This window comes from Synechococcus sp. CCY9201, from assembly GCF_034931105.1.
Lineage (GTDB): Bacteria > Cyanobacteriota > Cyanobacteriia > PCC-6307 > Cyanobiaceae > CBW1002.
Window position 1 is genome coordinate 20473 of sequence record NZ_JAYGIC010000009.1, and the last position, 23523, is coordinate 43995.

Below are 23523 nucleotides of genomic sequence, written 5' to 3' on the forward strand. Positions count from 1 at the left end.
GAGTGGTCGGGGGGGGGAGGCCGCCTGGTGGGAGTCGCCGCTTAAGATCTGAGGAATGAGTGATAGGATCCTGTCCCTTCCGCCGGATACGTTGGCTTTTCTGCAGCGGCACAATCTGCTGCGGAAATTGGTGCGCTGCGAAGTGGTTGAGGAGACCATTGGCACCGTCCAGCTCGAAGATGGGGAGCTGGAGCAATCCCGCCAGCGTTTCAACCAGCGCCACGGAATCAGCAGCCCTGACCTGGAACAGGCATTCCAGAGGCAGAACGGACTCTCTGATGAGGCCCTTGCCTGGCAGATGACCCTGCCACCGAGGATCTCTCACTACGTCAGAGAGCATTTTCTTCCCAAGGCCGAGTCCCACTTTCTTGAGCGCAAGAACCAGCTCGATCAGGTGGTGTACAGCCTCATCCGGGTCGGAGATCCCTATCTGGCCCGTGAGCTCTACCTCAGGATCGCCGACGAAGAAGCCAGCTTCGCCGACCTTGCCGCGACCCACTCCGAGGGTCCCGAAAAGGCAGCCAGAGGCTTGGTCGGCCCTGTCCCTCTCACCCAGGCGCATCCGGCTCTGGCCGAGCGCCTGCGCACCACTTCGAAGGGGATCCTGCACGAGCCCTTTCGTCTCGAGAAGTGGTGGTTGATCCTCCGCCTGGAGAGCTACCGGCCGGCCAGGTTCGACGATGCCATGGCGGATCGCATGGCGCGGGAGCTGTTCGAACAATGGATCGACTCTGAGACCAACCTTAGACTCACTAATCTCACGGCGGCCTCTCCGGTCCCTACCGTATGACCCTCACCCCAGCCTCAAGTCTGCAGCGTCATGCGGCCTTCCAGAATCTGAGCTCCTCGGGCCAGCGTCTGCTTGCTGAGCACGCCAAGCTGGTGCGTTTCCGCGTTGGGCAGGGCCTCACCGATGGCGGGATTCTACCCGCCAAGGTGATGGTGATTCTCCAGGGTCAGGCCCGCCTGCTGGGCCGTGAGCAGGGAAGGATGACTACCCTCTCACGCCTGGGCCCCGGAGACCTGGTTGGTGTGGTGTCGCTGCTGCGGGGTGAGCCCTGTGAATCGGTGAGTGCCGCCACGGAGCTGCTGGCCGCCTGTCTGGACGATCAGCACATCCTGGAACTGCACCGCACCGAACCCAGCTTTCGCCAATGGTGCCTCGAAACGGTCTGGCGGGCGGAGGTGGCGGCGCTGCTCGACAGTCACAGCCATCGTCAGGCTCTGAACGGCAGCTCGGTGCGCGATGTTCTGGCCCAGGCCATCGCCGAGGCCCGGAGTGTTCCCCTCACGATCCCGGCCATTCAGGCTCTGCGGGCCGAAGGCCGCGAGATTTTTCTGGCCAGCCTCTGTGCTGATGGCGGCCCCCCCCTCTCCAGCCGTCTCGAAGAGGGTGCCGCCCTTCCCAACGCCGCCGGACCCTTCGGTCTGCGCCTGCTCAGCCTGCCGCAGGGATTGCTGGACACCCTGCTGCGGCAGCCCGATCAGCCCCCCTTGGCGGCACCCGAGCCAACCCCTGGCCAGGCCGTTCCGATCGCGGCGGAGGTGGCACCGGAATCCCCCCAGGTCAGCGAGCTCAGCTTCGCAGGCAAACCCCGGGGCAAGCTGATCCGCGCCAACGGCGCAGCCCAGGAGGCGGTGGCCTGCCTGCAGATGCTGGCCTTCGACATGAAGCTGGCCTTCCGGCGCGATGCTATCGACAAGGTGATGCAGGATGCCCTGCGGCGGGGGCAACAGCCGAATCTGCAGCTCTGCGGCCAGCTGGCCTCCAACCTGGGCCTTCATGTGATGGGTACGAGGGTGCCAGCCAGCCAGGGCACCCGCCTGCAGACCCCCGCTCTGGTCAGCTGGAAAGAAGGCTTTGCCCTGGTCCGCCGCAGCCATGCGCGGGGCATGACCCTGGCATCCCCCAGCAGAGGGCTGGTGGAGTTGCGACCCGAGCAGCTGGAGCAGGAGTTTCCCGACGGTATCGCTCTGCTGGTGGTGGATCGAACCAACGCCACCCCGGAGCAGAAGTTCGGCCCATCCTGGTTCTGGCCGGCACTGAAGCGCTACCGGGGTGTGCTGTTGCAGGTTCTGGCGGCCAGCTTTGTGGTGCAGCTGTTCACCCTGGCCAACCCGCTGTTGATTCAGGTGATCATCGACAAGGTGATCCGGCAACGCAGTCTTGACACCCTGCAGGTCCTTGGCATTGCCCTTTTGGTGGTGTCGTTGCTCGAGGGGGTCCTGACCAGCCTGCGCACCTTCCTCTTCACCGAGACGACCAATCGCATCGACCAGCGCCTGGGTGCTGAGATCATCGACCATCTCCTGCGTCTGCCGCTGAACTACTTCGATCGCAGGCCTGTGGGTGAACTGAGCTCGCGTGTTGCAGAGCTTGAGAAAATTCGCAATTTTCTGACCGGCCAGGCCCTCACCACCGTGCTGGATGCGGCGTTTTCGGTGATCTACATCGCTGTGATGGTGCTCTACAGCTGGGTTCTTACATTGGTGGCCTTGTCGGTGCTGCCGATCCAGATTGGCCTGACTGTCCTGGGAGCACCACTGTTTCGCAGGCAATATCGCAAGTCTGCAGAGTCCAACGCCAAAACCCAGAGCCATCTTGTGGAAGTGCTGACCGGCGTTCAGACGGTGAAAGCCCAGAATGTCGAGATGGTGAGCCGCTGGAAGTGGCAAGAATTTTATGATCAGTACATTGCCCACAGTTTTGAAAAAACCATTACGGGCACGGCCCTCAGCCAGACGAGCCAGGTCCTGCAGAAGATTTCACAGCTTCTGGTGCTCTGGATGGGAGCCACCCTGGTTCTGAGTGGAGATCTCACCCTGGGCCAGCTGATCGCTTTCCGAATTCTGAGCAGCTATGTGACGCAGCCGATTCTGCGGCTTTCCAGTATCTGGCAGACCGTTCAGGAACTTCGAGTCTCATTCGAGCGATTGGCTGATGTGATTGACACGCCCCAGGAATCGGATGAAGCCGACCAGGCCAAGATCCCGCTGCCTCCGATCTGCGGCAATGTGGTCTTTGAGAACGTGAGCTTCCGCTTTCGCGCCGATCAGCCTCCGGTCCTGAAGAATATTGATCTGACAATCCCAAGCGGAACCTTTGTGGGCATTGTGGGTCAGAGCGGCAGCGGCAAGAGTACGTTGATGAAGTTGTTGCCTCGTCTTTATAACGCAGATGAAGGCCGTATTCTGATCGACAATTACGACATCGACAAGGTAGAACTCTATTCGCTTCGCCGTCAGATTGGCATTGTGCCGCAGGATCCCCTCTTGTTCTCTGGAACGGTCGCTGAAAATATCGCTTTGACGCAGCCCGATGCCGAGAGCGATGCCCTGGTTCAAGCCGCCCAGCTGGCCTGCGCCCACGAGTTCATCATGGACCTCCCCAGTGGTTACAGCTCCCCGGTCGGAGAGCGGGGCGCTGGTCTGAGCGGAGGCCAACGCCAGCGCATCGCCATCGCACGCACCCTGCTGAGCCGCCCGAAATTGCTGGTGATGGATGAAGCCACCAGTGCCCTGGATTACGACACCGAGCGCAGGGTGTGCGACAACCTGGTCGAAGCCCTGCACGATTGCACGGTGTTCTTCATCACGCACCGTCTCTCAACGATCCGTCGTGCCGATCTGATTGTGATGATGCATCAGGGCGCGATCGTGGAGACGGGCACCCACGATGAGTTGATGGCATTGCGGGGCCGCTACTACGCGCTTTATCGTCAGCAGGAGGCAGGTTGATGATCCATCTCGATCAACGCAAAGGCAACACCAACTCTGGGCACCTGTCGGCACCTGAGCAACCCGCCAACGCTGCAGCCCTGCGTCAATCACGACGCTGGATGCACGCCGTCAGCCTGAGTCTGGTGAGCACAACCGTGTTTGCTGTGGGATGGCTGGCCCTGGCCCGCACCGATGAGGTGGTGATCGCACCGGGCAGTCTTGAGCCGATCGGTGCCGTGCGGGAGATCCAGATGCCTCTGGGCGGAGTCGCCGCCGATATTCTGGTGAAAGAGGGCCAAGCGGTGAAAGCGGGCCAGGTTTTGATTCAACTCGACCAGAAAACCAGCCGCCAGAAGGTGAATTCCTTGCAGGAGGCTATCAACCTCAAGCAGAGAGAATTAAATCTGAAGCAGAAGGAGCTGCAGCGCTACCTCGAGCTCAATGCAGCCGAAGCCGACATGCTCAGCAATAATCTGAGGCTCGATACGGAAATCATGAATCGCTTTGAGCAGCTGGCTCGTGAGGGTGCCTCTGCCGAGCTGCAGTTTTTACAGCAGCAGAACAAGGTCAAGGAGACCCACGGCCGGCTGATGCAGAATCGCATCGAACGTCTGCGGCAGCAGGCGGTGCTCGATCAGCAAACGCAGCAGTTGCGTGCCGCCCTTGAACAACTCCGCAGCGATCTGGTCGAGGCCAGCACCACGCTCCGCTACCAGGAGATTCGTTCCCCTGTCGATGGGGTGGTGTTCAACCTCAAGCCTAAATCGATTGGCTTTGCCGCCCAAGGCACAGAGCCGATCCTCACGGTGGTGCCGCAGAAAGATCTGGAGGTTCGTGCTGAGATCAGCAGCCGCGACATTGGCTTTGTGAAAGTGGGAATGCCCGTGGAGATCAGCGTCGACTCCTACCCAGCCTCTGATTTCGGCTCTCTCAAGGGCGAGGTGCGCCAGATCGGTTCCGATGCCCTGCCCCCGGATCCGAACAAATCCGGTGAAGCGGCGTCCAGCTATCGCTATCCAGCCAAAATCAGCCTCGCCAGTCAGGGGCTGAAGGCGCGCGATGGCAAAGATCTGCCCCTGCAGGTGGGGATGTCGGTGGAAGCGAACATCAAACTCCGTAAGGTTTCCTACCTGGAGCTCCTGCTCGGCACCTTCCGCGACAAGGCCAACAGCATCCGGCGCATCTGAAACACTGATCAGAGCCCGCCCGTTGCGCCAAGTGAGACTTTCCTGTAATGTGTGAAACCGCGCACAGTGGACACAAGCGTCGAAGCCCTGCTCCACCCAGCGCCAGGGGGGCAGATCACTGGCTACGACAGCGATCCTCCACTAAACCCGGCGCTGTGACAGCCAGATTGCCGGCCGATCCTCGCACTGATAAACTGTCAAGGATGGGCTTTTAAGCGTACAGTTCATCAGCGTTCCTGCAACTCAAAAGACCACTGTGGCTTTTACAACCCTTCCCGGATCCGCATCGGCCCCAACCACCTTCCAAGGTACGGAAGGCGTTGATTCGATCGTGATCCTCGATCTGCCCAATGAATCGACCAGCTTTGAAGCCAATGGCGAAGCTGGCGACGATTTCATTGCCTTCCAGGGCAGTCAGAATCTTTCCACCATCCGTGGCGGCCAGGGCAATGATCTGATCACCCAGAACATTGTCGATGGTCCTATTGACTTCGACTCCTTCTGGTCCGCTGGCCTGATCAGTGGCAACCAGGGCGACGACGTGATTGGCAACAACCAATATGGCGTCACGGCCATCGCCTCCACGATTAACGGCGGCCAAGGCCAGGATCAACTGTTCATCGGCTCTGTTCAGAGCACCCTGCTCAACGGCAACCTCGGCGACGATCTGCTCGCCGTTGACGGCAACTTCGGCTTCGTCAACATCAATGGCTCCTCCATCTTCGGCGGTCAAGGTGATGACACGATCCTCGTCGATGACGAAGATGAGTTCAGAGATTTTTCCACAAATGTCAACAATACCATTATTGGTGGTAACCTCGGCAACGACACCATCCTGGTCGACATTGACGGCTCCTTCGTGGGATCTAGGATTGAAGGTGGCGACGGAGATGACTACATCTCTGGCGACACCACCTTCGGGACATCGAATGCAGGTCTGCTGATCTTCGGCGGCTCCGGCAATGATACCGCCGAAGGCGGTGATGGCTCCGACCAAATCTTTGGCGAAGCCGGCAATGACTACATTCGCGGCAATGACGGCAGCGACTACCTTGTTGGTGGTGATGGCGCTGACAGTCTCTTCGGCGGTATTGGAAGTGACTACATTTCTGGTGGTGATCTGAACGACATCCTCGTGGGTGGCGAAGACGCTGACATCCTCTCCGGCGGCACCGGCAGCAACCAGTTCCGCTACAACTCCGACGACACTGCCGATGGTAGTTTCGTCAATGTCTCGGTTGGCGGCAACATCTATACCATTGGAGTTGAGCTCCATGACACGAGGGTTGACATCATCACCGATTGGGATGCTTCGGCTGGAACCAACGTGATTGCCAACAACGTCAACGTCTTTAATGCTGGCGCTGTGATCACCTTCGGTGGGCAGGGTGTCGACTCTGACCTCTTTACTGCGAACCAAAACTACGCCATCCGCGGCTCCTACAATGCCGACCTGGATAACTTCACCTTCAATTCTGGTGGTAGTGATGTTCTGATTGGTACGCCCCAAACGGACGGTCCGTTCGATCCTGGCACTGAAGGATACACCGAAAATCTGGTGGTCCTCACCAATGTAGCGTTCACAACTACCTTCTCCCAGGCGAACTTCGTCTGATTCCAACCCCTCTGCGGGTTGCAAAGCTTCTGGAACGTTTTTGGGCCCCTCTTCGGAGGGGCTTTTTTCTTGTGCCAGGTGCTGGGTCGCTATGGCCATGCGTGCTTTCTCTGAGTCGCGGGCAGCAGCAGCACCCTTGAGGTGGACAAGACTGTCGCAAAAGTGTAGAATAACCAACATATTCAGCGCCAATTTATTGCGATGGCTTTTTCGACTCTTCCTGGCTCAGACTCGGCCGCAACAACCTTCCAGGGAACTGAGGGAGCTGATTCGATCGTCATCCTTGACCTGCCCAATGAGTCGACCAGCTTTGAGGCCAATGGCGAAGCTGGTGACGATTTCGTTGCCGTCCAGGGCAGCCAGAATCTTTCCACCATTCGCGGTGGCCAGGGCAATGATCTGATCACCCAGAACATTGTTGATGGCCCGCAGGATTTCTCCTCCTTCTGGTCTGCGGGCTTGATCAGCGGCAACCAAGGCGATGATGTGATTGGCAACAATCAATATGGCGTTACTGCCATCGCCTCCACGATCAATGGCGGCCAAGGCCAGGATCAATTGTTCATCGGCTCTGTTCAGAGCACCCTGCTCAACGGCAACATGGGCGACGACCTGTTGACCGTTGATGGCAACTTCGGCTTTGTCAATATCAATGGCTCTTCCATTTGGGGCGGCCAAGGTGATGACAGCATCTTCGTCGATAGCGACTACTTCGGCTTTGACGCGAATGTCAACAATACCAACATTGGCGGCAATCTCGGTAACGACTACATTCTAGTAGACATCGACGGCTCCTTCGCCGGATCCGTGATCGAAGGCGGTGATGGCGACGATAGGATTAGAGCTGGTGATTCCGATACTGGTCTCCCCATCTTTGGTGGCAATGGCAATGATGCTATTTCTGGCGGCCTTGGTAGCGATGAGCTTTTCGGCGAAGAGGGCAACGATCGTATCTTTGGAGATGACGGAAATGATTACATTGTTGGCGGCAATGGTGCGGACACCCTCGAAGGTAGCTTCGGGACTGACACCATCCTGGGTGGCGACCTGAACGACATCATCGTCGGCGGTGCAGGTGGTGACATCCTTTCCGGCGGCACTGGCAGCAACCGGTTCCGTTACAACTCGTTCGATACTGCTGATGGTTGGTTAGTGAATGTCCTGTCCGGTGGCGGCGGCATTTACGCCCTTGGAGTCAATCTCGATCCGATGTCTGGCGGCATCGACATCATCACTGATTGGGATGCATCGGCGGGCACCAACATCATTGCCAACAACGCCAATCTGTTTGACGCCACAACTCCCCTTGAATCCCTTGATGGTGGCTTTGGTGTCGCAGCTGCTGATTTCACAGCAGGTCAAAACTTTGCCATTCGCGGCTCGTTCAATCAGGATCTGTTTACATTCACATTCAGTTCAAATGGCAGCGACGTGCTGATTGGGGTTAGCGAAGCGCAACCCGTTATCCCGGGTGAAGATGGCTCCGTTACCAGGGCGGTGGTGCTCACCGATGTGAGCCTCACCACCACCTTCTCCCAGGCCAACTTCGTCTGATTCCTGACAACCTTCGGGTTGCAGGACTTGTGGAACGTGACATGCCCCTCTTCGGAGGGGCTTTTATGATTCTCAGATTCTTGGTTGGCCTCATTGGCCTCGAGCCGCTGCACCGAGCCCCACGCAGTCGCAAGGCTTCTCTGTCTTGCATCGGTCGGTCAGGATTTACAGATCTTGAAGCCAAGAGGAAAACTGGCTGAATCCACAATCCAGGTGTAGGATAAAAGCGATTGTATCCTTTTGCCTCGCATTGGCTTTTACAACCCTTCCCGGATCCGCATCGGCCCCAACCACCTTCCAAGGTACGGAAGGCGTTGATTCGATCGTGATCCTCGATCTGCCCAATGAGTCGACCAGCTTTGAAGCCAATGGCGAAGCTGGCGACGATTTCATTGCTTTCCAGGGCAGTCAGAATCTTTCCACCATCCGTGGCGGCCAGGGCAATGATCTGATCACCCAGAACATTGTCGATGGTCCTATTGACTTCGACTCCTTCTGGTCCGCTGGCCTGATCAGTGGCAACCAGGGCGACGACGTGATTGGCAACAACCAATATGGCGTCACGGCCATCGCCTCCACGATTAACGGCGGCCAAGGCCAGGATCAACTGTTCATCGGCTCTGTTCAGAGCACCCTGCTCAACGGCAACCTCGGCGACGATCTGCTCGCCGTTGACGGCAACTTCGGCTTCGTCAACATCAATGGCTCCTCCATCTTCGGCGGTCAAGGTGATGACACGATCCTCGTCGATGACGAAGATGAGTTCAGAGATTTTTCCACAAATGTCAACAATACCATTATTGGTGGTAACCTCGGCAACGACACCATCCTGGTCGACATTGACGGCTCCTTCGTGGGATCTAGGATTGAAGGTGGCGACGGAGATGACTACATCTCTGGCGACACCACCTTCGGGACATCGAATGCAGGTCTGCTGATCTTCGGCGGCTCCGGCAATGATACCGCCGAAGGCGGTGATGGCTCCGACCAAATCTTTGGCGAAGCCGGCAATGACTACATTCGCGGCAATGACGGCAGCGACTACCTTGTTGGTGGTGATGGCGCTGACAGTCTCTTCGGCGGTATTGGAAGTGACTACATTTCTGGTGGTGATCTGAACGACATCCTCGTGGGTGGCGAAGACGCTGACATCCTCTCCGGCGGCACCGGCAGCAACCAGTTCCGTTACAACGAGTTCGAGACTGACGACGGTATTTTCGTCAATGTCTCGGTTGGCGGCAACCTTTATACCATTGGCGTTGAATTCAGCGGCAACGATGCGGTTGACATCATCACCGATTGGGACGCTTCGGCCGGAACCAACGTGATTGCCAACAACTTCAACGTCTTTAATGCTGGCGCTGTGATCAGCTTCAATGGGCAGGGTGTCGACTCTGACCTCTTTATTGCTGACCAAAATTACGCCATCCGCGGCTCCTACAATGCCGACCTGGATAACTTCACCTTCAATTCTGGTGGCAGCGATGTTCTGATTGGTACGGCCCAAGATGACCTTCCGAACCTTGCTGGCGATGACGGATCCACCATTAATCTGGTGGTCCTCACCAATGTAGCGTTCACAACTACCTTCTCCCAGGCGAACTTCGTCTGATTCCAACCCCTCTGCGGGTTGCAAAGCCTCTGGAACGTTTTTGGGCCCCTCTTCGGAGGGGCTTTTTTGTGGCTTGCTTGCATCGCCCAGAACGCTGGGATCACCGTGTTTGATTGCCAGGAACTGCCGGCTGCTCTTGGCTGGATTCTCTGACCTCAAGTGCTACAGCGGCACTTAGGCAGCCAGAGGTTCCACTGCGAGAGAAGCAGGGTAAACTTAATATCTCAATGCTCAACCAGAAACCAGCCTGGCCTTCACGACCCTTCCTGGATCCGCTTCAGCCCCAACCACCTTCCAGGGAACTGAGGGAGCTGACTTGATCGTCATCCTTGACCTGCCCAATGAGTCGACCAGCTTTGAGGCCAATGGCGAAGCTGGCGACGATTTCATTGCCGTCCAGGGCAGCCAGAATCTTTCCACCATCCGCGGTGGCCAAGGCAATGATCTGATCACCCAGAATATTGTCGATGGGCCTCTTGACTTTGACTCCTTCTGGGCTGCTGGCCTGATCAGCGGCAACCAGGGTGACGATGTGATTGGCAACAATCAATATGGCATCACGGCGATCGCCTCCACCATCAATGGCGGCCAAGGTGATGATGCTCTTTTCCTTGGCTCCATTCAGAACGTCCTTGTCAACGGCAACCTTGGCAGTGATTCGTTAATCATTGATAGCGTTGAAGGCTTTGTCAGCATCAATGGCTCCTCCATCTATGGGGGGGCAAGGAGATGACTACATCTCGGTTGATTCCAATGGCGACGGTAATGTCACCAACACCGTCATCGGTGGCAACCTTGGCAACGACTACATTGATCTGAATGTCGACGGCAGCTTCGCCGGATCTGTTGTCGAAGGTGGCGATGGAGACGACACCATCTTTGCAGATGATTCCGAGACGGGCCTTCTCATCTTCGGTGGCAATGGCAACGATGTCATCTACGGTGGCTTTGGTAGCGATCGGCTCTTTGGCGAAGCCGGCAACGATTATTTCGTTGGTGACAACAGATTCTTGTCTTTAATGCTAATAGGCAAAGATTATATTGACATGGAATCAAACAATTTCGGTGATTATATCGTTGGCGGCGATGGTGCGACAGCCTCTTCGGTGGACTTGGTAGTGACACCATCCTTGGAGGAGACCTTAATGACATCATCGTTGGCGGTGAAGATGGTGACATCCTCTCTGGTGGCACTGGTAGCAACCAGTTCCGCTACGGAGGCGAAGATATCGGCAACGGTTCATTCGTGAACGTGCTCACCGGTGGTCAAGGTGGAGGACCCATCTACGCCATTGGCGTCGATTTCCTCAATACAGCTGTTGATATCATTGCGGACTGGGATGCAACTGCTGGCACGAACGTCATCGCCAACAACACTAATCTCTTTGATGCAACCACTCCGCTTCAAGAGCTTGATGGTGGCTGGGGTGTTCTCACTACCGACCTATCTATAGGCCAGAATTATGCCATTCGCGGCTCTTGCAATGCCGACCTGGGCAACTTCACTTTCAATCCATTCGGCAGCGATGTTCTCATCGGTGTTACTCAAGGTCTCCCTCCCTTTGATCCGGGTGCCGATGGATTTACCGACAAACTAGTCGTTCTTACTGATGTGAATCTCACGACCACCTTCTCCCAAGCCAACTTCATCTGAGTCCAGAGGCTCTGCCGGTTGCGGAGATTCTTGAGCAGGAGCCGCAGCAGCCCCTCTTCGGAGGGGTTTTCTCTTGGTGATTCGCTTACGCTCCGATTGGTGGCCAGCTGGCTCAGTCGATTTCTCCCAGGTCGGGGAACTGGCTCGCATAGCCCAGAAAGCTGGGATAGCCGTGTTCGATCGCCAGGAACTGCCGGCAACTCCAGGCTGGTTTCCACACCTCAAAGTGCTGCAGCACCGTATAGGTAGCCACCGTTTCCAGAGGCCCCACAAAGCCGTTGCAGGGCAGAGCCGATTGCTTGCGCAGGTGCAGCAGCTGAGGCCGGCTCAGGGCAAAGCTGCCGGAATGGGGGTTGCTGGCACGATCAAAGTGCACCCGCTCGCCCTCCCTCCAGCAGGCCTCGGCCACGTTTGCCTGGGGACGTCGCTCAGCAAGAAGCGGATGCGCCTCCTCCAGGCTCCCCCAATCGATCGGACCATCGACGAACAGGCGGCCAAGGCCCAGCCTGGACCGCAGCTCGTAGCGGTGCGGCATCAGCACCACCCGCTGCTCCGTGAGCCGGGCACACCAGAGCAGCTTGTCGATATAGAGAGGATCCTGGATCACCAGATCGTCCTCCAGATACAGGCTCAGATCCGCCACCGGATCGCGCTCCAGCAGGTGCTGCCGCGCCGCCACCGGCAGATCGCGCGGATCTTTCAGGTCGAGGTGGTGCACACGAAGGCGGCCGGCGAAGCAGGTCAGCACCTCCTCAAGCCATGCATCGCCGGTCACGAACACATGGCATTCGATCGCAACGCCAGCCAGGCGCTGGGCTGGATACTGCGGCTCCGGCGTGGTACGCAGCCCGCGACCGGCGATGTCGATCACGTCTTCCCGCTCGGCCCTTGCCAGCCCCAGCACTGAGCCCAGGCAGCGGGCCAGGGCCAGGGAACGGGCCAGCCGCATGCCTTCCCGCGATCCATAGCCGTGCGGACTCCCGCGATCGTCGAAATAGTGGGGGATGGCAACACGCACGCCACAAGGCCTGGCCATCCTGTTCATGCGGCACACTGAGCACCACGATTTTAGGTTCCGCCACCTCCAGCCCCTTGAACATCCTCTTCGTTCATCAGAACTTCCCCGGCCAGTACCGCCACATCGTGCGCGCACTGGCCAAGGCGGGGGGGAACCGCTTGGTGGCCCTGGCGATCGAGGAGCCCAGCGAACCGATCCCCGCCGGTGTCACCCATGTGCGCTATGGCATTCGGCGCGCCAGCGCTACAGATCTGCAGCCCTGGGTGCAGGATGTGGAGACCAAGACCATCCGGGGTGAGGCCTGCGCCACCGCTGCCCATCGTTTACGCGAACAGGGCTTCAGCCCGGATCTGATCTGCGGTCACCCCGGCTGGGGCGAAATGCTCTTTCTGCGGGATCTCTGGCCGGAAGCGCCGATCCTCACCTATCAGGAATTCTTCTACCAGGCCCATGGTTTCGACTATGACTTTGATCCCGAACTTCAGGGCATCCCCAGCTGGCAGGATTGCGCCCGCATCCGCATGAAAACGGCCAACCTGTTGCTCAATCTCGAGATCAGCAACTGGAGCGTCACACCCACCGCCTTCCAGCGCAGCAGCTTCCCACCCGCCTGGCGCTCAAGGTTGAGCGTGATCCACGACGGCATCGACACCCACCATGCGAGACCCCGCGCCGATGCTCCGCCCCTGACCCTTCCCGACGGCACCACCCTGCGTCAGGGCGAGCCGATCGTGACCTTTGTGAACCGGTGTCTTGAGCCCTATCGCGGCTGCCACACCATGATCCGGGCCATCCCGGAGCTGCAGCGGCTGGCGCCTGAGGCCCGGCTGGTGATCGTGGGCCGTACCGAGGGGGTGAGCTATGGCGCCGTCTGCCAGGAAGGGGAATGGAAAGACCGCTTTCTCGCCGAGATCGAGGGCCAGTTCGATCCGAGCCGGGTGCATTTCAGCGGCCATCTGCCGTACAAGCAGTTCATTCCACTGCTGCAGCTGAGTGCCGCCCATGTCTATCTCACCTATCCCTTCGTGCTGAGCTGGAGCCTGCTCGAGGCGATGTCCTGCGCTGCCGCCGTGGTGGGGTCGGCGACCGCACCGGTGCAGGAGGTGATCCGCCACGGACACAACGGCCTGCTGGTGGATTTCTTCTCTCCCGCCGAGCTCGCCGCCAGCGTGGCCGAGCTGCTGGCCAATCGTCCCCTGGCCGAGCGCCTCGGCGCCGCCGCCCGTGCCACCGTTCTGGCCGACTACAGCCTCAAGCCGTGCCTGTCTCGCCAGCTGGCGCTCATGTCGCTGGTGGCCAGCCGCGCGGTGGGCTGAATCGGGCTTGGCCCCGCCCTGTCTTTCCTCGCTACCCAGGAGTTCCTGCCATGGCCAAAGCCGGTGGATTCGGAGGCCGCCCCACCCCCGGGGCCACCGGCCGGCAGCGACCCACGCGCTCGGTCGATGCGTTGGTGCATGCGGCGATCGCCGCCCACCGCCGTGGGGATACCGCCGCCGCAGAAGCGGGCTACAGGGCAGCCCTGCAGGCCACGAACCGCCACCCCACCCTGCTCTCCAACCTGGGTGCCCTGCTCAAGGCCGATGGACGCCGCGAGGAGGCCATGGCGCTTTACGGCGAGGCGATCCGCAAACAGCCTGGTTTCAGCAATGTCCGCGTCAATCTGGCCAATCTGCTGCGTGATCGCGGTGCCCTGGACCAGGCCCGGGAGGTGTTGGAGCAGGGGCTGGAGCACGATCCAGCCCACCTGGAAAGCCTCCATCTCCTGGCCCTGTTGCTGTTGGAGCTCAAGAACAGGACCACTGCCCTGGCCATGGTGGAACGGGCCCTGACGGTCGATCCCAGCCACATCCCCTCCCTGCTGGTGCTCACCAGCGTGCGCCTCGCCGAAGACGATCTTGACGCCGCCCAGGGTCTGCTGGACACGGTGATGCAGCGTGATCCCAGTCAGGCCAAGGCGCATCTGCTGCGCAGCGAGCTGCAGCGTTCGCGTGGCGATCTGGTGGCCGCGAAGGAGAGCGTGGAGCGGGGCCGGAACCTGATGCCGGAGGACGACCCCGAGCGTGAGATCTGGCGCTTCAACCGGGCCGTTCTCGACCTGTTCGCCGGCGACTGGACGCCATCGACCTGGCGCGACTACGAGACCCGCTGGCTGGCTCCCCAGATGATCTCCCACCAGCGGCATCAGCACCTGCCCCGCTGGCAGGGGCAGGTGGACCAGCACCCCCTTGCAGGCTCCCTGCTGATCTGGCGGGAGCAGGGGATCGGCGAGGAAATCCTCTTCCTCAGCCTGGTGCGCGATTTGATCGCCCAGGGGCAGCCTCTGGTGCTGGAGGTCTCAGCCCGCCTCCAACGGCTGGTTCAGCGGAGCTTCCCCGGTGTGCCTGTGATCAGCCAGGGGGACTCCCTGGCGGGCCTCGACATCACCGCCGCCCTGCCGCTTGGCAGCCTCGGTCTGCACAGCGGCTTCGACCAGGCTTCCTGGCTGCGCCGCCGCAGTCCATTCCTGCGGCCAGGGGCGGAGAGCGACCTGGCCCAGGTGCGCGCCTGCCTGCCCCACCCCACCCACACGAGCCGGGTGGGGCTCTGCTGGCGCAGCGTGGGATCGATCTATGCCGGACCGAAGTCCATCCCCCTGGCCAGTCTTGAACCACTGGCCGGCCAGGCCGACACCCAGTGGATCAGCCTCCAGCATGGGGCCCTGGAGCCAGGGGAGGCTGAGGGGCTTGAACGTCTGGGGATTCACCGTCCGGACGCCGATTTCTTCCACGATCTGGAAGCCCTGGCCGCCTGGATTGCCAGCTGCGATCTTGTGATCACGATCAGCACCGCCACGGCCCATCTGGCCTGCGCCCTCGGCAAGCCCACCTGGATGCTGTTGCCTGCTCCGCAATCGTTCTTCTGGTGGTGGGGCAATGAGGGAACGCATACGCCCTGGTACCCCAGCGCCCGGCTGTTCCGTCAGCCCAGCCCCGGCGACTGGGACGGTGTGATCACGCAGGTCCACCAGGCACTCGGGAGCTCCATACCATCGGCAGACTCCTGAGCAGGCCGGTCTGGTGATTCCCCGAATCCTTCATTACCTCTGGCTCAGTGATGAGCCCAGGCCAGAGCTCATGCGCCGCTGTATCGCGTCGTGGCAGCAGGTGATGCCTGACTTCCAGATCCGGCACTGGTCGTTGGCCGATTTTGATCAGAGCGCCCTGCCCCTCTTCGCCCAGCAGGCGATCGCGCTGAAGCAGTGGGCCTTTGCCTCCGATGTGCTGCGGCTCTGGCTTCTTGGTCAGCATGGGGGGGTGTATTTCGATGCGGATGTGCTGGCCGTGCGTTCCCTGGAGCCCCTGCTGGGCTACGAGGCGTTCACGGCGGTGGAGTTCAATCCCCTGGCTTTTGCCGCCGGGAACGGCGCCGCCTGGCTGGATGCTGATGGCAACCGGCGGGCAGGCGTTCGCCACCAGGGACCGCCACCCGGCATCGGCCTGCAGGCGGCGGTGCTGGGCGCGGTTGCCGGGCACCCCTTCCTGCGCTCCTGCCTGGCCTACTACGAGTGCCGCCCTTTCCTGGAGCCCGATGGCAGCTGGCACCGCGATCCGATCGCCCCCGGGATCTATGGCCTGGCAGCGGAGCAGCATGGCTTCCGCTGGATCAACCACATGCAGAAACTCAGCCATGGCGTTGTTGTCCTGCCGGCGGAGATCATCGCCAGCACCAAGGCCCAATATGGGCGCAATACCCTGGCTTTCCACTGCTGCGCCGGATCGTGGCGCCAATCAATGCCACAGGTATTCCCTTCAGGTCCGTCGTGAAGAATGGAACGCTTCATGGGGTTGGCTCTCCCATGACTTCGGTGTCTTTCACGGCTGGAGTCAGCCTCGCCCGCGTTTGTCGAAACTATCAATAGAGAGTGCAACTAAGGCCTGGTTTTCAATATGTTCTTCGGCCAGATCAGGATGTCGGCGCGCAGGTGAGTGCCAGCACCTGTTTGAGGTGGCGCTCATACATCTCCGCCACCTCCGCTGCCGTCAGGTAGCGCCAGGCGGCATGGGCGCCGGCACTGGAGTGATAGGCCGTCTCACAGCTGAAACGCTCCACCACCGTTGGTGGTGGTGGAGTGGGGTCATGGCGTGCCAGGTGCCGTGCGAAGAAGATGTCCTCCGGCTCCTCCGGCGGCGATGCCGCTGCTTCGGCCTGGCAGATGCGCACCATCAGCTGGCGATCCCGCACCGAGAGGCCACCGTTGCCATTGCTCATCCCCTCAGGCACCGTGTTGCAGAAGCGGCGGGTCAGCCAGACGGGCGGCAGAGGCTCCAGATCGGCGCCGTAGCGGGGGAAAGCCTGGCTCACATGGCGGCCCTTGGCCCAGGGGGATCCCACATAGCCATAGGCAAAGACGGCAGGATCAGGTGGCTCGATCAGCAACGTGTCGGTCTGAAACAGGAGCAGCTTCGGGGCGGGGAGCTGGGCCCAGAACGCGGCCGTCTTCAGCAGCCGGTTGTAGGCCAGCCAGTCGAAGTGGTCGGCCTCTCCCACCCGCAGCCCGACCACCGACACCCACGCTGCCAGGTCGGCGAACAGCGCACGACTGCGCTCCAGAGACGCGGGCGCCGTGTAGAGCGTCACTCCCCAGCGTTGGCGCCCCATCAACAAGGTGTTGAGCACCGTCATCCGCAACAGCGGCGTGGGGCGATCGTCCACGATCACAGCCCGCAGGTGTGGATCCTGGGGACCGCTCGGCTGCCGCTGGCTGGCCAGGGCGCGAGCCCAGGGCTCGAGGTGGGTGCCCAGCACCACGCTGCAGTGGGCCTTGAAGATGGCGATGCGATAGGCCTCCAGCTGGTGCGTGGGGCTCTGGGGCAGGGGCGACGGCCCCGTCGTTGTCATGGCGCCGGGCGGTAGGCCACCATCACCTGATCACGGGGATGGTTCCAGGCGCCGATGTATTCGGCCCGGTAGCCATGGGCCTCACCAAAACCCTCCATCTGCTGCTTCGTGTAAGCGAAGAAGCCGTGGTCGTGGGCTTCGGTGGGGTTGCGCTGCTCCTGCAGCACCTCGAAGTAGGTGGCGTAGAAGACCCCATCCGGCTGCAGGCAGGGCCGCAGGCGTTGCAGGCACTGCTCGATCGCGGCCGGCGGCAGATGGGTGAACAGCGACTGGGCCATCGCCCGATCCACCCGTCGCCCGAAGCGTTCAAAGCTGAAATCGGCACCCTGCAGCAGCTGGGGCCGCTTCTGGTGGCGCACCGCCGCTGTCAGTTCCTGCTCCAGTCCGGCCTGAAGCAGGGCAGCCTCCTTCTCCATGCCCAGGTAGTGCTCCGGCTCCAGGTAGGGGATCACCTTCACGCCCAGCCGCAACGCCCCACAGGCGATATCGAGCAGCACATGCGACGGCTGCAGCCCCTGAGCCAGCAGGAAATCGAACTGCAGCTGGCCGATCTCCTCCCACAGCCCGCCGACATACCGGCGATGACCCAGCTCGGCCACCCCTTCAGCCCCGCTGGGCGGCAGGCTGGATGTCATCGGTGGAACTGCATCAAGGTGCTGCACCATGGCGCCGGTCATGGCCAGGTTATGCCGTAGCGCCGGGCCATCTGGTCGTAGGTCGGCTCCAGCTGACGCCGCAACTGGCGTCGCAGCTCCTGCGGCACCTGTCCGGCCTCGCCGCCGCCCGCATTGTGCCGAGGCAGCCGCTCCGGCAAGGGGGATGGGTCGAGGCCCAGGAAACCCAGCAGCCGTGGCCACACCAGCTCCGGCCGGTCGAAGAGATCCTCCGCCTTGATCAGCAGGAGCTGCTCCGGAGCGAACAAGACCTCGTAGCGTTCCAGCTGGGGGCCGTAGCAGCTGCGGCTCAGGTAGCTGTGCACCTGGTGTGAATGGTGCTGCGACAGGCCCGCCCGCAATTGCTCATCCGCTCCGGCCAGGCGACCAGACTCAGCGGCCAGGGCCTGCTCGGGCGGCAGCGACTCCAACCCCAGGCGGATCGAATGGAACAACCCGGAAAGAGCCCTCTCCACCGGGTCCCGCAACAGCACCACCAGTCGGGCGCCGGGGATCAGATCATGCAACCGCTGCGGTGCAGCCGGATGGAACAGGTAATACGGCGTGATGTCGCCGCAGCGCTGATCGTTCCGAGCCGCCGCATAGTGCTGCCCGTACCAAATCGGGCCCCGCGCGTGGTTCAGGGTGAAGTAGTGCAGCTCTTTGCTGGCGGGCAACCACACCTGTGGATGATCGGCCAGCAGGCGGTGCAGGCTGGTGGTGCCCCCCTTCTGCGCCCCGAGGCCAACGAAATCGGGCAGTCGCAACCGGCTCGTTTCCCCCACGTTGCCGGGATCCTATGGGGGGCCGTGCCGGCGGCAGCCAGGATGTCGCTGCTGATCCACCACCGAGAGGCGGGTATCGATGATCGTGGCCGACACGTTCCTGTGGCTTCATCTGCCCAAGACCGGCGGCACCACCATGACGCGTCTGTTCCGCGAGCTCAATCTCCCCGGGATCGCCGTCGATGCCGACGACACCCCCGCCAAGCACGATTCCATTGCCCTCAGGGAAAGCCTTGGCCGCTGGAAGGCCGGGCAGCGGCGCCGCTTCATCACGGCGCGGCGGTTGGACGCCTGGCTGATCAGCGACTGGCACCACAAGCGGCGGCACATGAACCTGCCGGATCTCCCGTTTGAGCCGGTTCGCAGCGGGCTCTCCTATTCACTCCGCCTTGGCGGCACCTGGGTGGCTGCAGACTGGTGGCTCCAGTACTTCGGCCTGACGTCCGAGATGTGCGCCCTGCGGCTCGAGCACTTCACGGCCGACTTCAATCAGCATCTGCTGCCCCTGCTGCCGCCGGGCACGCCGGCGCTGCACTCACCACCGCGGGAAAATGCCAAGCCTGTGGTGGACCCAGCCTTTGAGCCCTGGTTCAGCGCGGCAGACCGTGCCCGCATCCATGCGGTGAACCCCCGCTGGAGCGCCTGGGAACGCTCCCTTTACGGTGAGCCCCCTGTCCAACCGTCCCCGGATTGAGCCCGCCGGAGTCCCCGTCCCTGATCCTGCTGGTGGGAATGCATCGCAGCGGCACCTCGCTGCTGGGCTCGCTGCTGCCGGCACTGGGGGTGCCGCTGCCGGGTGATCTGATCGCCGGCGATGCCCATAACCCCGAGGGCTACTACGAACGTTCCGACATCACGGCTCTGCAGGAGCAGCTGCTGATCGCAATGGGCCAGTGGTGGCCGTCGGAAGCGGGGGTGCTGCATCGGCCCGAGGGCTGGCTCGACTTTCCCGCCGTACGCAGCGCTGCCGAGAGCCTCGACCGGCTTCTGGCGCAGGAGCAGCGGCGCCAGCTTGGGCCCTGGGCCATCAAGGATCCGCGCACGTGCCTGCTGCTGCCGCTCTGGCGCCAGGTCGCCGCGCAGCGCGGGGTGCCCCTGAAGCTGGTGCTGAGCGTGCGGGATCCCGCCGAGGTGATGGTGTCGCTGCTCCAGCGCGATCGCCGGGCCGCCGGCATGACCGCCTGGCGGGCCCAGCGCCTCTGGTGGCGCCACAACCGTGCGCTTCTGCTGGATGCCGCTGATCTTCCCCTGCTGGTGGTCGACTATGGCGCCTGGTTCGATCCTTCGGCCTGCCGCCGCCAGCTGCAGGCCCTGGGACGCTTCTGCCTGGAAGCCGACCCCATGTCAGCGGCCCTCGAGGCTGCCGCGGACTGCATCCGCCCAGGTCATCGGCGCAGCCGCCGTTCCCGCGCCGAGCTCCCCCAGGCCCTGCACCCGCGCCTTCGTCGGCTGCACCGTGCGCTGCAGGAGCTGGCTGCGGGGCCGCCCGATCGGGAACGCCGGCAGAGGCGGCTGGTTCGCTGGCTGGCGGCGCCGGGGCGCCAGCAGATTCCGCCGATCGCACCGGCCGGCCGCTCCCTGCGTTCCCAGCTGATCCATCGGCGCGCTTCCCTGGCGCCCCAGGCGGAGGTGGGCCCCTGGTTCGATCCGGCCCACTATCGCCGCCAGGCGCCGGGTCTGGGCCTGGACCACGACCCCCTCTGCCACTACTGGTGGCGGGGATGGCGGGAGCAGCGCTCCCCCCATCCCGCCTTCGAGGGGGACGCCTATCGGCTGGCCTGTCGTAACCGAGGCCTCACCGTTCGGGGAGCACCGCTGCGCCATTTCCTCACCGTGGGTCTGGCGGCCGGCATCCCGCCCTCCCCGGTGGCCGAACCGCGCTGGCTGGCCGGCACACTGCAGCGGCAGGCGCTCTGGCGCGCCGCCCGACTGGAGGGGCTCCATCCGTGGGGGGCAGCAGCTCTGGCCCTGGAGGGTGACGATCTCCAGCAGGCGGTGGAGCGGCTCCGTCACTGGCAACGGCAGGGCTTCAGCGCCGACGATCTGGCCGCGATCGCCGCTGCCCCCCCCGGAAGCTTCACCCTGCCCGCTGGCCTGCTTCCGGATCCACCGCCGCTCCCACAGCGCTGCCGCCTGCAGGTACTGGGCACCCACCTGCACGATTGGCAGGTCCATGCCTGGTTGCAGCATGCACCCCTGCCGCCGGGGTTCTCGTTGATCGATGAGCAGGCGCCGCCCGAAGCGGCTGAGTCGGTCATCGCCCTGGTGCTGAGCCCCCTGCCGCCGGGCCCCGCCAGCCTGCAGCTGCTCGGTCTGGCGCTGCTGCCCTGGGTGTTCGCCAGGGCCGAGCAGGTGCCGCTGCTGCGTCGCCTGGGGATCAATGCCCAACCCCTCGAGCCCGGCGTCGCCCCCAACGGCTGGCTGGCGGTGGAGGAGGCGGAGGCCGAAGCCGCGCGGCAGCTCGGAGTGCCACCCGCGGCGGCCCTGGCCGGACTGGCGCCCATCCTCGCCTTCGGCAGTCTGGGAGCAGAGTGGGAACGAAGCCTGGCGCCACCGATCTGGGGCTGGCCGGAGTTCGACGACCTGGCGATCGAGACCCCGCAGCAGGCCAGGCTGCTGGCCGCCTGGCTGGATGCCTGCAACCGTGCCGGCATCCAGCTGGTGCGGCTCGAGCCCCCAGGCAGTGAGCGGCTGCTGCGGGGGTGGCAGGCCCTGATGCCCCCCTCTGACCCGGCACCGGGCTGGCTGCCGCCCCAGGGCTTCGTGGCGCCACTCAGCGCGATGGAGCTGCAGGGGGAACTGCGCTGGCGGGCCCAGGGGGCGCCAGCACCACCGCCGGTGCACACCCCCAGGCCCGCCCACACGCTTCTGTGGGCCTGGCAAGGCGACGCCTCCGGGCCAGGCGGGATGGTGCAGACGCCCACGGCGGCGGTGTGCATCAGCCTGCACAACTACGCCGACCGGATCACCGCGGCCCTCGAAAGCGTCCTCGTCCAGAGCCATGGACCCCTCGAGCTGATCGTGGTCGACGATGCTTCCGAGGACGGTGGCGAGCAGCGCTGCCTGGCCTGGTTGGAGCGGCACGGTCAACGCTTCGTGCGTGCCCTGCTGGTGCGGCACACCGGCAATGGCGGTCTGGCGGCCGCACGCAACACCGCCTTCAGGCTCGCCCAGGCTCCCTGGTGCTTCGTGCTGGATGCCGACAACCTGCTCCACCCCGAGGCGGTGGCCGCCTGCCTGCGCCTGGCTCAGGCGAGCCCGGCAGACATCGCCGTGGTGCATCCCCTGGTGGAGGTGCTCCAGGACGGCGTGCTGCAGGGCAGCGACTCCACAGGGGCGGCGCCCAGCCTGATCAGCGGCCGCAGCTGGCAGCGCTGCCATTTCCTGGATCGCAACCTGTTGGACGCCATGGCCCTGGTGCGGCGCAGCGCCTGGGACGCGGTGGGGGGCTATGCCCACATTCCGGGCGGATGGGAGGATTACGACTTCTGGTGCAAGTTGATGGAAGCCGGCTACCAGGGCGTGCTGGCTCCGCAGCGGCTGGCCACCTACCACCGCCACCCTGAATCGATGCTCGCCACCGCCACCCATCAGCGGCTGCGGCTGGTGAGCCGCCACCTGCAGCAGCGTCATCCCTGGTTGCAGCTGAGTCTCGCCGCCGGGCCCGAGGAAGGATGGACCCTGGCGTGATGTCCACAGCCGCCGTGGACACGGACCTCCACCGGGCCGGTGGCCTTTCCTGCCTGGTGATCTCCCGCACACCGGAGCTGCTCAACCGCATGCTGGCCACACTCCAGGACGCCCGGGCGTTCTGGCACCCGGGTGATGAAGTGCTCTGCTCCTGGAATGGCAGCGCTGAGGCTGAGAACGCTCTCCAGCCCCCCTCGCCTGCTCTGCCGGGATTTCGGATCGCTCAGCGGCAGCCGTATCACTTCGCCAGCAACATGAACGCTCTGGCGCGGCAGGCGCAGGGTGAGTGGCTGTTGCTACTCAACGATGATCTCATCCTTGATCCCGGCAGTATCGATCGCGCCATCCATCTCCTCAGCCAGCACCCGGAGGTCGGGGTGCTGGGCGGTCGATTGCGCCAGTCGGGCGGACAGATCAGCCATGCCGGGCTGCTGTTTTCCTCCCCGGAGGGTCTGCCGTACAACCGCCTGCGACCCCAGCTGGGGCCCCTGATCGACGCCGAGGGCCCGGAAGCGCTCGAATCAGGCCCGATCCCCGCGGTCACCGGCGCCCTGATGTTGCTGCGTCGATCCGATTTCCTGGCGGTGGGGGGGCTGCGCGAGAGCTTCCGGGTGTGCGGCGAAGACATCGCCCTCTGCCTCGATCTCTGGCAGCAGCTCGGCAAGACGCCCTACTACGCCAGCGATGTGAGTGGCATCCACGATGAGAAGAGCACCCGCGGCACGACCCCCGACCAGCACGACATCCGGGCGGTAGGACGGCTCGCTGCGCCCTTCTGCCAGCACGATCAGGCCTTCCAGGCACGCCAGAGCCACTGGGCCCTGCAGGAGGCGGCGTTGCTGTGTCGTCTCACCGAGGAGCAATGGCACCAGGCCGGCGTGTGCCGCCAGCAGCTGGACCGGCAGCAGCAGCAATGGGAAGCGAATCAACAGCACTGGGCCCGTGAACGCAGCGCCCTGCTGGCCAGGATTGACAATCTCGAACAACGGCTGGAAGCCCTGCTGCGCAGCAGCTCCTGGGCCATCACCAAACCCTGGCGGGCCCTGGGTCGCTGCTTTGCACCGACTGCGGGGCGCCAGTCCTGATCGTTCCGCCGGCCTGCCGATGCCTGCCCCCCCTCCCCCCCTGGAACACCTCTGGGTGGACCTCACCCCGAT

The 23523-nt window shown here is 62.6% G+C and carries 19 protein-coding genes; 15 read left to right on the forward strand and 4 right to left on the reverse strand.

Translation table 11 applies throughout. The annotated features are described in order from the left end of the window. Positions 1–55: 55 nt before the first annotated feature. From VB716_RS00785 to VB716_RS00825, 9 genes are all read left to right on the forward strand, one after another. Entirely contained in the window at positions 56–790 is a 735-nt protein-coding gene (locus tag VB716_RS00785; RefSeq protein WP_323269466.1) for a peptidylprolyl isomerase, read from the forward strand. Then, positions 787–3738 carry a peptidase domain-containing ABC transporter gene (locus VB716_RS00790; protein WP_322757833.1) on the forward strand — a complete coding sequence of 984 codons (2952 nt, stop codon included), beginning with the start codon at positions 787–789 and terminating at the stop codon, positions 3736–3738. Before VB716_RS00785 ends, VB716_RS00790 begins: the two co-directional genes overlap by 4 nt. Then, the gene (locus VB716_RS00795; protein ID WP_323269467.1) at positions 3738–4907 is read left to right on the forward strand and encodes an HlyD family secretion protein; all 1170 of its coding nucleotides are present in this window, start codon (positions 3738–3740) and stop codon (positions 4905–4907) included. Before VB716_RS00790 ends, VB716_RS00795 begins: the two co-directional genes overlap by 1 nt. A 331-nt stretch (positions 4908–5238) precedes the next feature. Continuing rightward, entirely contained in the window at positions 5239–6522 is a 1284-nt protein-coding gene (locus VB716_RS00800) for a calcium-binding protein (protein ID WP_323269468.1), read from the forward strand. 201 nt (positions 6523–6723) lie between these two features. Further along, positions 6724–8076 carry a calcium-binding protein gene (locus VB716_RS00805; protein WP_323269469.1) on the forward strand — a complete coding sequence of 451 codons (1353 nt, stop codon included), beginning with the start codon at positions 6724–6726 and terminating at the stop codon, positions 8074–8076. A 325-nt stretch (positions 8077–8401) separates the two neighbouring features. Continuing rightward, a complete protein-coding gene (locus tag VB716_RS00810; protein ID WP_323269470.1) occupies positions 8402–9688 on the forward strand; it encodes a calcium-binding protein in 1287 nt (428 codons plus the stop codon). Between the two features lie 316 nt (positions 9689–10004). Further along, complete coding sequence (locus tag VB716_RS00815) at positions 10005–10421, forward strand: hypothetical protein (protein WP_323269471.1); 417 nt, start codon at positions 10005–10007, stop codon at positions 10419–10421. After that, positions 10387–10938 carry a hypothetical protein gene (locus VB716_RS00820; RefSeq protein ID WP_323269472.1) on the forward strand — a complete coding sequence of 184 codons (552 nt, stop codon included), beginning with the start codon at positions 10387–10389 and terminating at the stop codon, positions 10936–10938. Before VB716_RS00815 ends, VB716_RS00820 begins: the two co-directional genes overlap by 35 nt. Beyond that, entirely contained in the window at positions 10935–11342 is a 408-nt protein-coding gene (locus VB716_RS00825) for a hypothetical protein (RefSeq protein ID WP_323269473.1), read from the forward strand. Before VB716_RS00820 ends, VB716_RS00825 begins: the two co-directional genes overlap by 4 nt. A 112-nt stretch (positions 11343–11454) precedes the next feature. On the opposite strand, the gene VB716_RS00830 is transcribed toward VB716_RS00825, so the two are convergent. Next, the gene (locus VB716_RS00830) at positions 11455–12360 is read right to left on the reverse strand and encodes a hypothetical protein (RefSeq protein ID WP_323269474.1); all 906 of its coding nucleotides are present in this window, start codon (positions 12358–12360) and stop codon (positions 11455–11457) included. Positions 12361–12434: 74 nt separating this feature from the next. Here VB716_RS00830 and VB716_RS00835 point away from each other — a divergent pair, with 74 nt between their 5' ends. The 3 genes from VB716_RS00835 to VB716_RS00845 are packed head-to-tail and all read left to right on the forward strand — an operon-like array spanning position 12435 to position 16163. Further along, a complete protein-coding gene (locus tag VB716_RS00835; RefSeq protein WP_197157555.1) occupies positions 12435–13676 on the forward strand; it encodes a glycosyltransferase family 4 protein in 1242 nt (413 codons plus the stop codon). Positions 13677–13726: 50 nt separating this feature from the next. Then, positions 13727–15403: a tetratricopeptide repeat protein gene (locus tag VB716_RS00840; RefSeq protein WP_322757828.1), complete on the forward strand. Its 1677-nt coding sequence runs from the start codon at positions 13727–13729 to the stop codon at positions 15401–15403. Positions 15404–15416: 13 nt separating this feature from the next. Further along, a complete protein-coding gene (locus tag VB716_RS00845) occupies positions 15417–16163 on the forward strand; it encodes a glycosyltransferase family 32 protein (RefSeq protein WP_323269476.1) in 747 nt (248 codons plus the stop codon). A 139-nt stretch (positions 16164–16302) separates the two neighbouring features. Here VB716_RS00845 and VB716_RS00850 read toward each other — a convergent pair whose 3' ends face one another. Genes VB716_RS00850 through VB716_RS00860 form a run of 3 tightly spaced genes read right to left on the reverse strand, consistent with a single transcriptional unit; the run spans position 16303 to position 18676 of the window. After that, a complete protein-coding gene (locus tag VB716_RS00850; protein ID WP_323269478.1) occupies positions 16303–17238 on the reverse strand; it encodes a DUF5672 family protein in 936 nt (311 codons plus the stop codon). Continuing rightward, on the reverse strand, positions 17235–17915 hold the full coding sequence (locus VB716_RS00855) for a class I SAM-dependent methyltransferase (RefSeq protein WP_323269479.1): 681 nt from the start codon (positions 17913–17915) through the stop codon (positions 17235–17237). The genes VB716_RS00850 and VB716_RS00855 overlap by 4 nt, the downstream gene beginning before the upstream one ends. After that, on the reverse strand, positions 17912–18676 hold the full coding sequence (locus tag VB716_RS00860; protein WP_323269481.1) for a sulfotransferase: 765 nt from the start codon (positions 18674–18676) through the stop codon (positions 17912–17914). The genes VB716_RS00855 and VB716_RS00860 overlap by 4 nt, the downstream gene beginning before the upstream one ends. Before the next feature lie 79 nt (positions 18677–18755). Between VB716_RS00860 and VB716_RS00865 the strand changes: the two genes are divergently transcribed. Genes VB716_RS00865 through VB716_RS00875 form a run of 3 tightly spaced genes read left to right on the forward strand, consistent with a single transcriptional unit; the run spans position 18756 to position 23451 of the window. Then, positions 18756–19370, forward strand: a complete 615-nt coding sequence (locus VB716_RS00865; protein WP_197157544.1) for a hypothetical protein — start codon at positions 18756–18758, stop codon at positions 19368–19370. Continuing rightward, on the forward strand, positions 19367–22366 hold the full coding sequence (locus tag VB716_RS00870) for a glycosyltransferase (protein WP_323269482.1): 3000 nt from the start codon (positions 19367–19369) through the stop codon (positions 22364–22366). The genes VB716_RS00865 and VB716_RS00870 overlap by 4 nt, the downstream gene beginning before the upstream one ends. Continuing rightward, positions 22366–23451, forward strand: a complete 1086-nt coding sequence (locus VB716_RS00875; RefSeq protein ID WP_322757821.1) for a glycosyltransferase — start codon at positions 22366–22368, stop codon at positions 23449–23451. The genes VB716_RS00870 and VB716_RS00875 overlap by 1 nt, the downstream gene beginning before the upstream one ends. The last annotated feature ends 72 nt before the right edge of the window (positions 23452–23523 follow it).

What these genes read in the sequence shown, in the direction of transcription:
- VB716_RS00805 (WP_323269469.1), top strand. Translation starts at nt 6,724, where the DNA reads ATGGCTTTTTCGACTCTTCCTGGCTCAGACTCGGCCGCAACAACCTTC.
- VB716_RS00795 (WP_323269467.1), top strand. Translation starts at nt 3,738, where the DNA reads ATGATCCATCTCGATCAACGCAAAGGCAACACCAACTCTGGGCACCTG.
- VB716_RS00790 (WP_322757833.1), top strand. Translation starts at nt 787, where the DNA reads ATGACCCTCACCCCAGCCTCAAGTCTGCAGCGTCATGCGGCCTTCCAG.
- VB716_RS00820 (WP_323269472.1), top strand. Translation starts at nt 10,387, where the DNA reads ATGGCTCCTCCATCTATGGGGGGGCAAGGAGATGACTACATCTCGGTT.
- VB716_RS00855 (WP_323269479.1), bottom strand. Translation starts at nt 17,915, where the DNA reads ATGACCGGCGCCATGGTGCAGCACCTTGATGCAGTTCCACCGATGACA.
- VB716_RS00785 (WP_323269466.1), top strand. Translation starts at nt 56, where the DNA reads ATGAGTGATAGGATCCTGTCCCTTCCGCCGGATACGTTGGCTTTTCTG.
- VB716_RS00865 (WP_197157544.1), top strand. Translation starts at nt 18,756, where the DNA reads ATGATCGTGGCCGACACGTTCCTGTGGCTTCATCTGCCCAAGACCGGC.
- VB716_RS00875 (WP_322757821.1), top strand. Translation starts at nt 22,366, where the DNA reads ATGTCCACAGCCGCCGTGGACACGGACCTCCACCGGGCCGGTGGCCTT.
- VB716_RS00850 (WP_323269478.1), bottom strand. Translation starts at nt 17,238, where the DNA reads ATGACAACGACGGGGCCGTCGCCCCTGCCCCAGAGCCCCACGCACCAG.
- VB716_RS00840 (WP_322757828.1), top strand. Translation starts at nt 13,727, where the DNA reads ATGGCCAAAGCCGGTGGATTCGGAGGCCGCCCCACCCCCGGGGCCACC.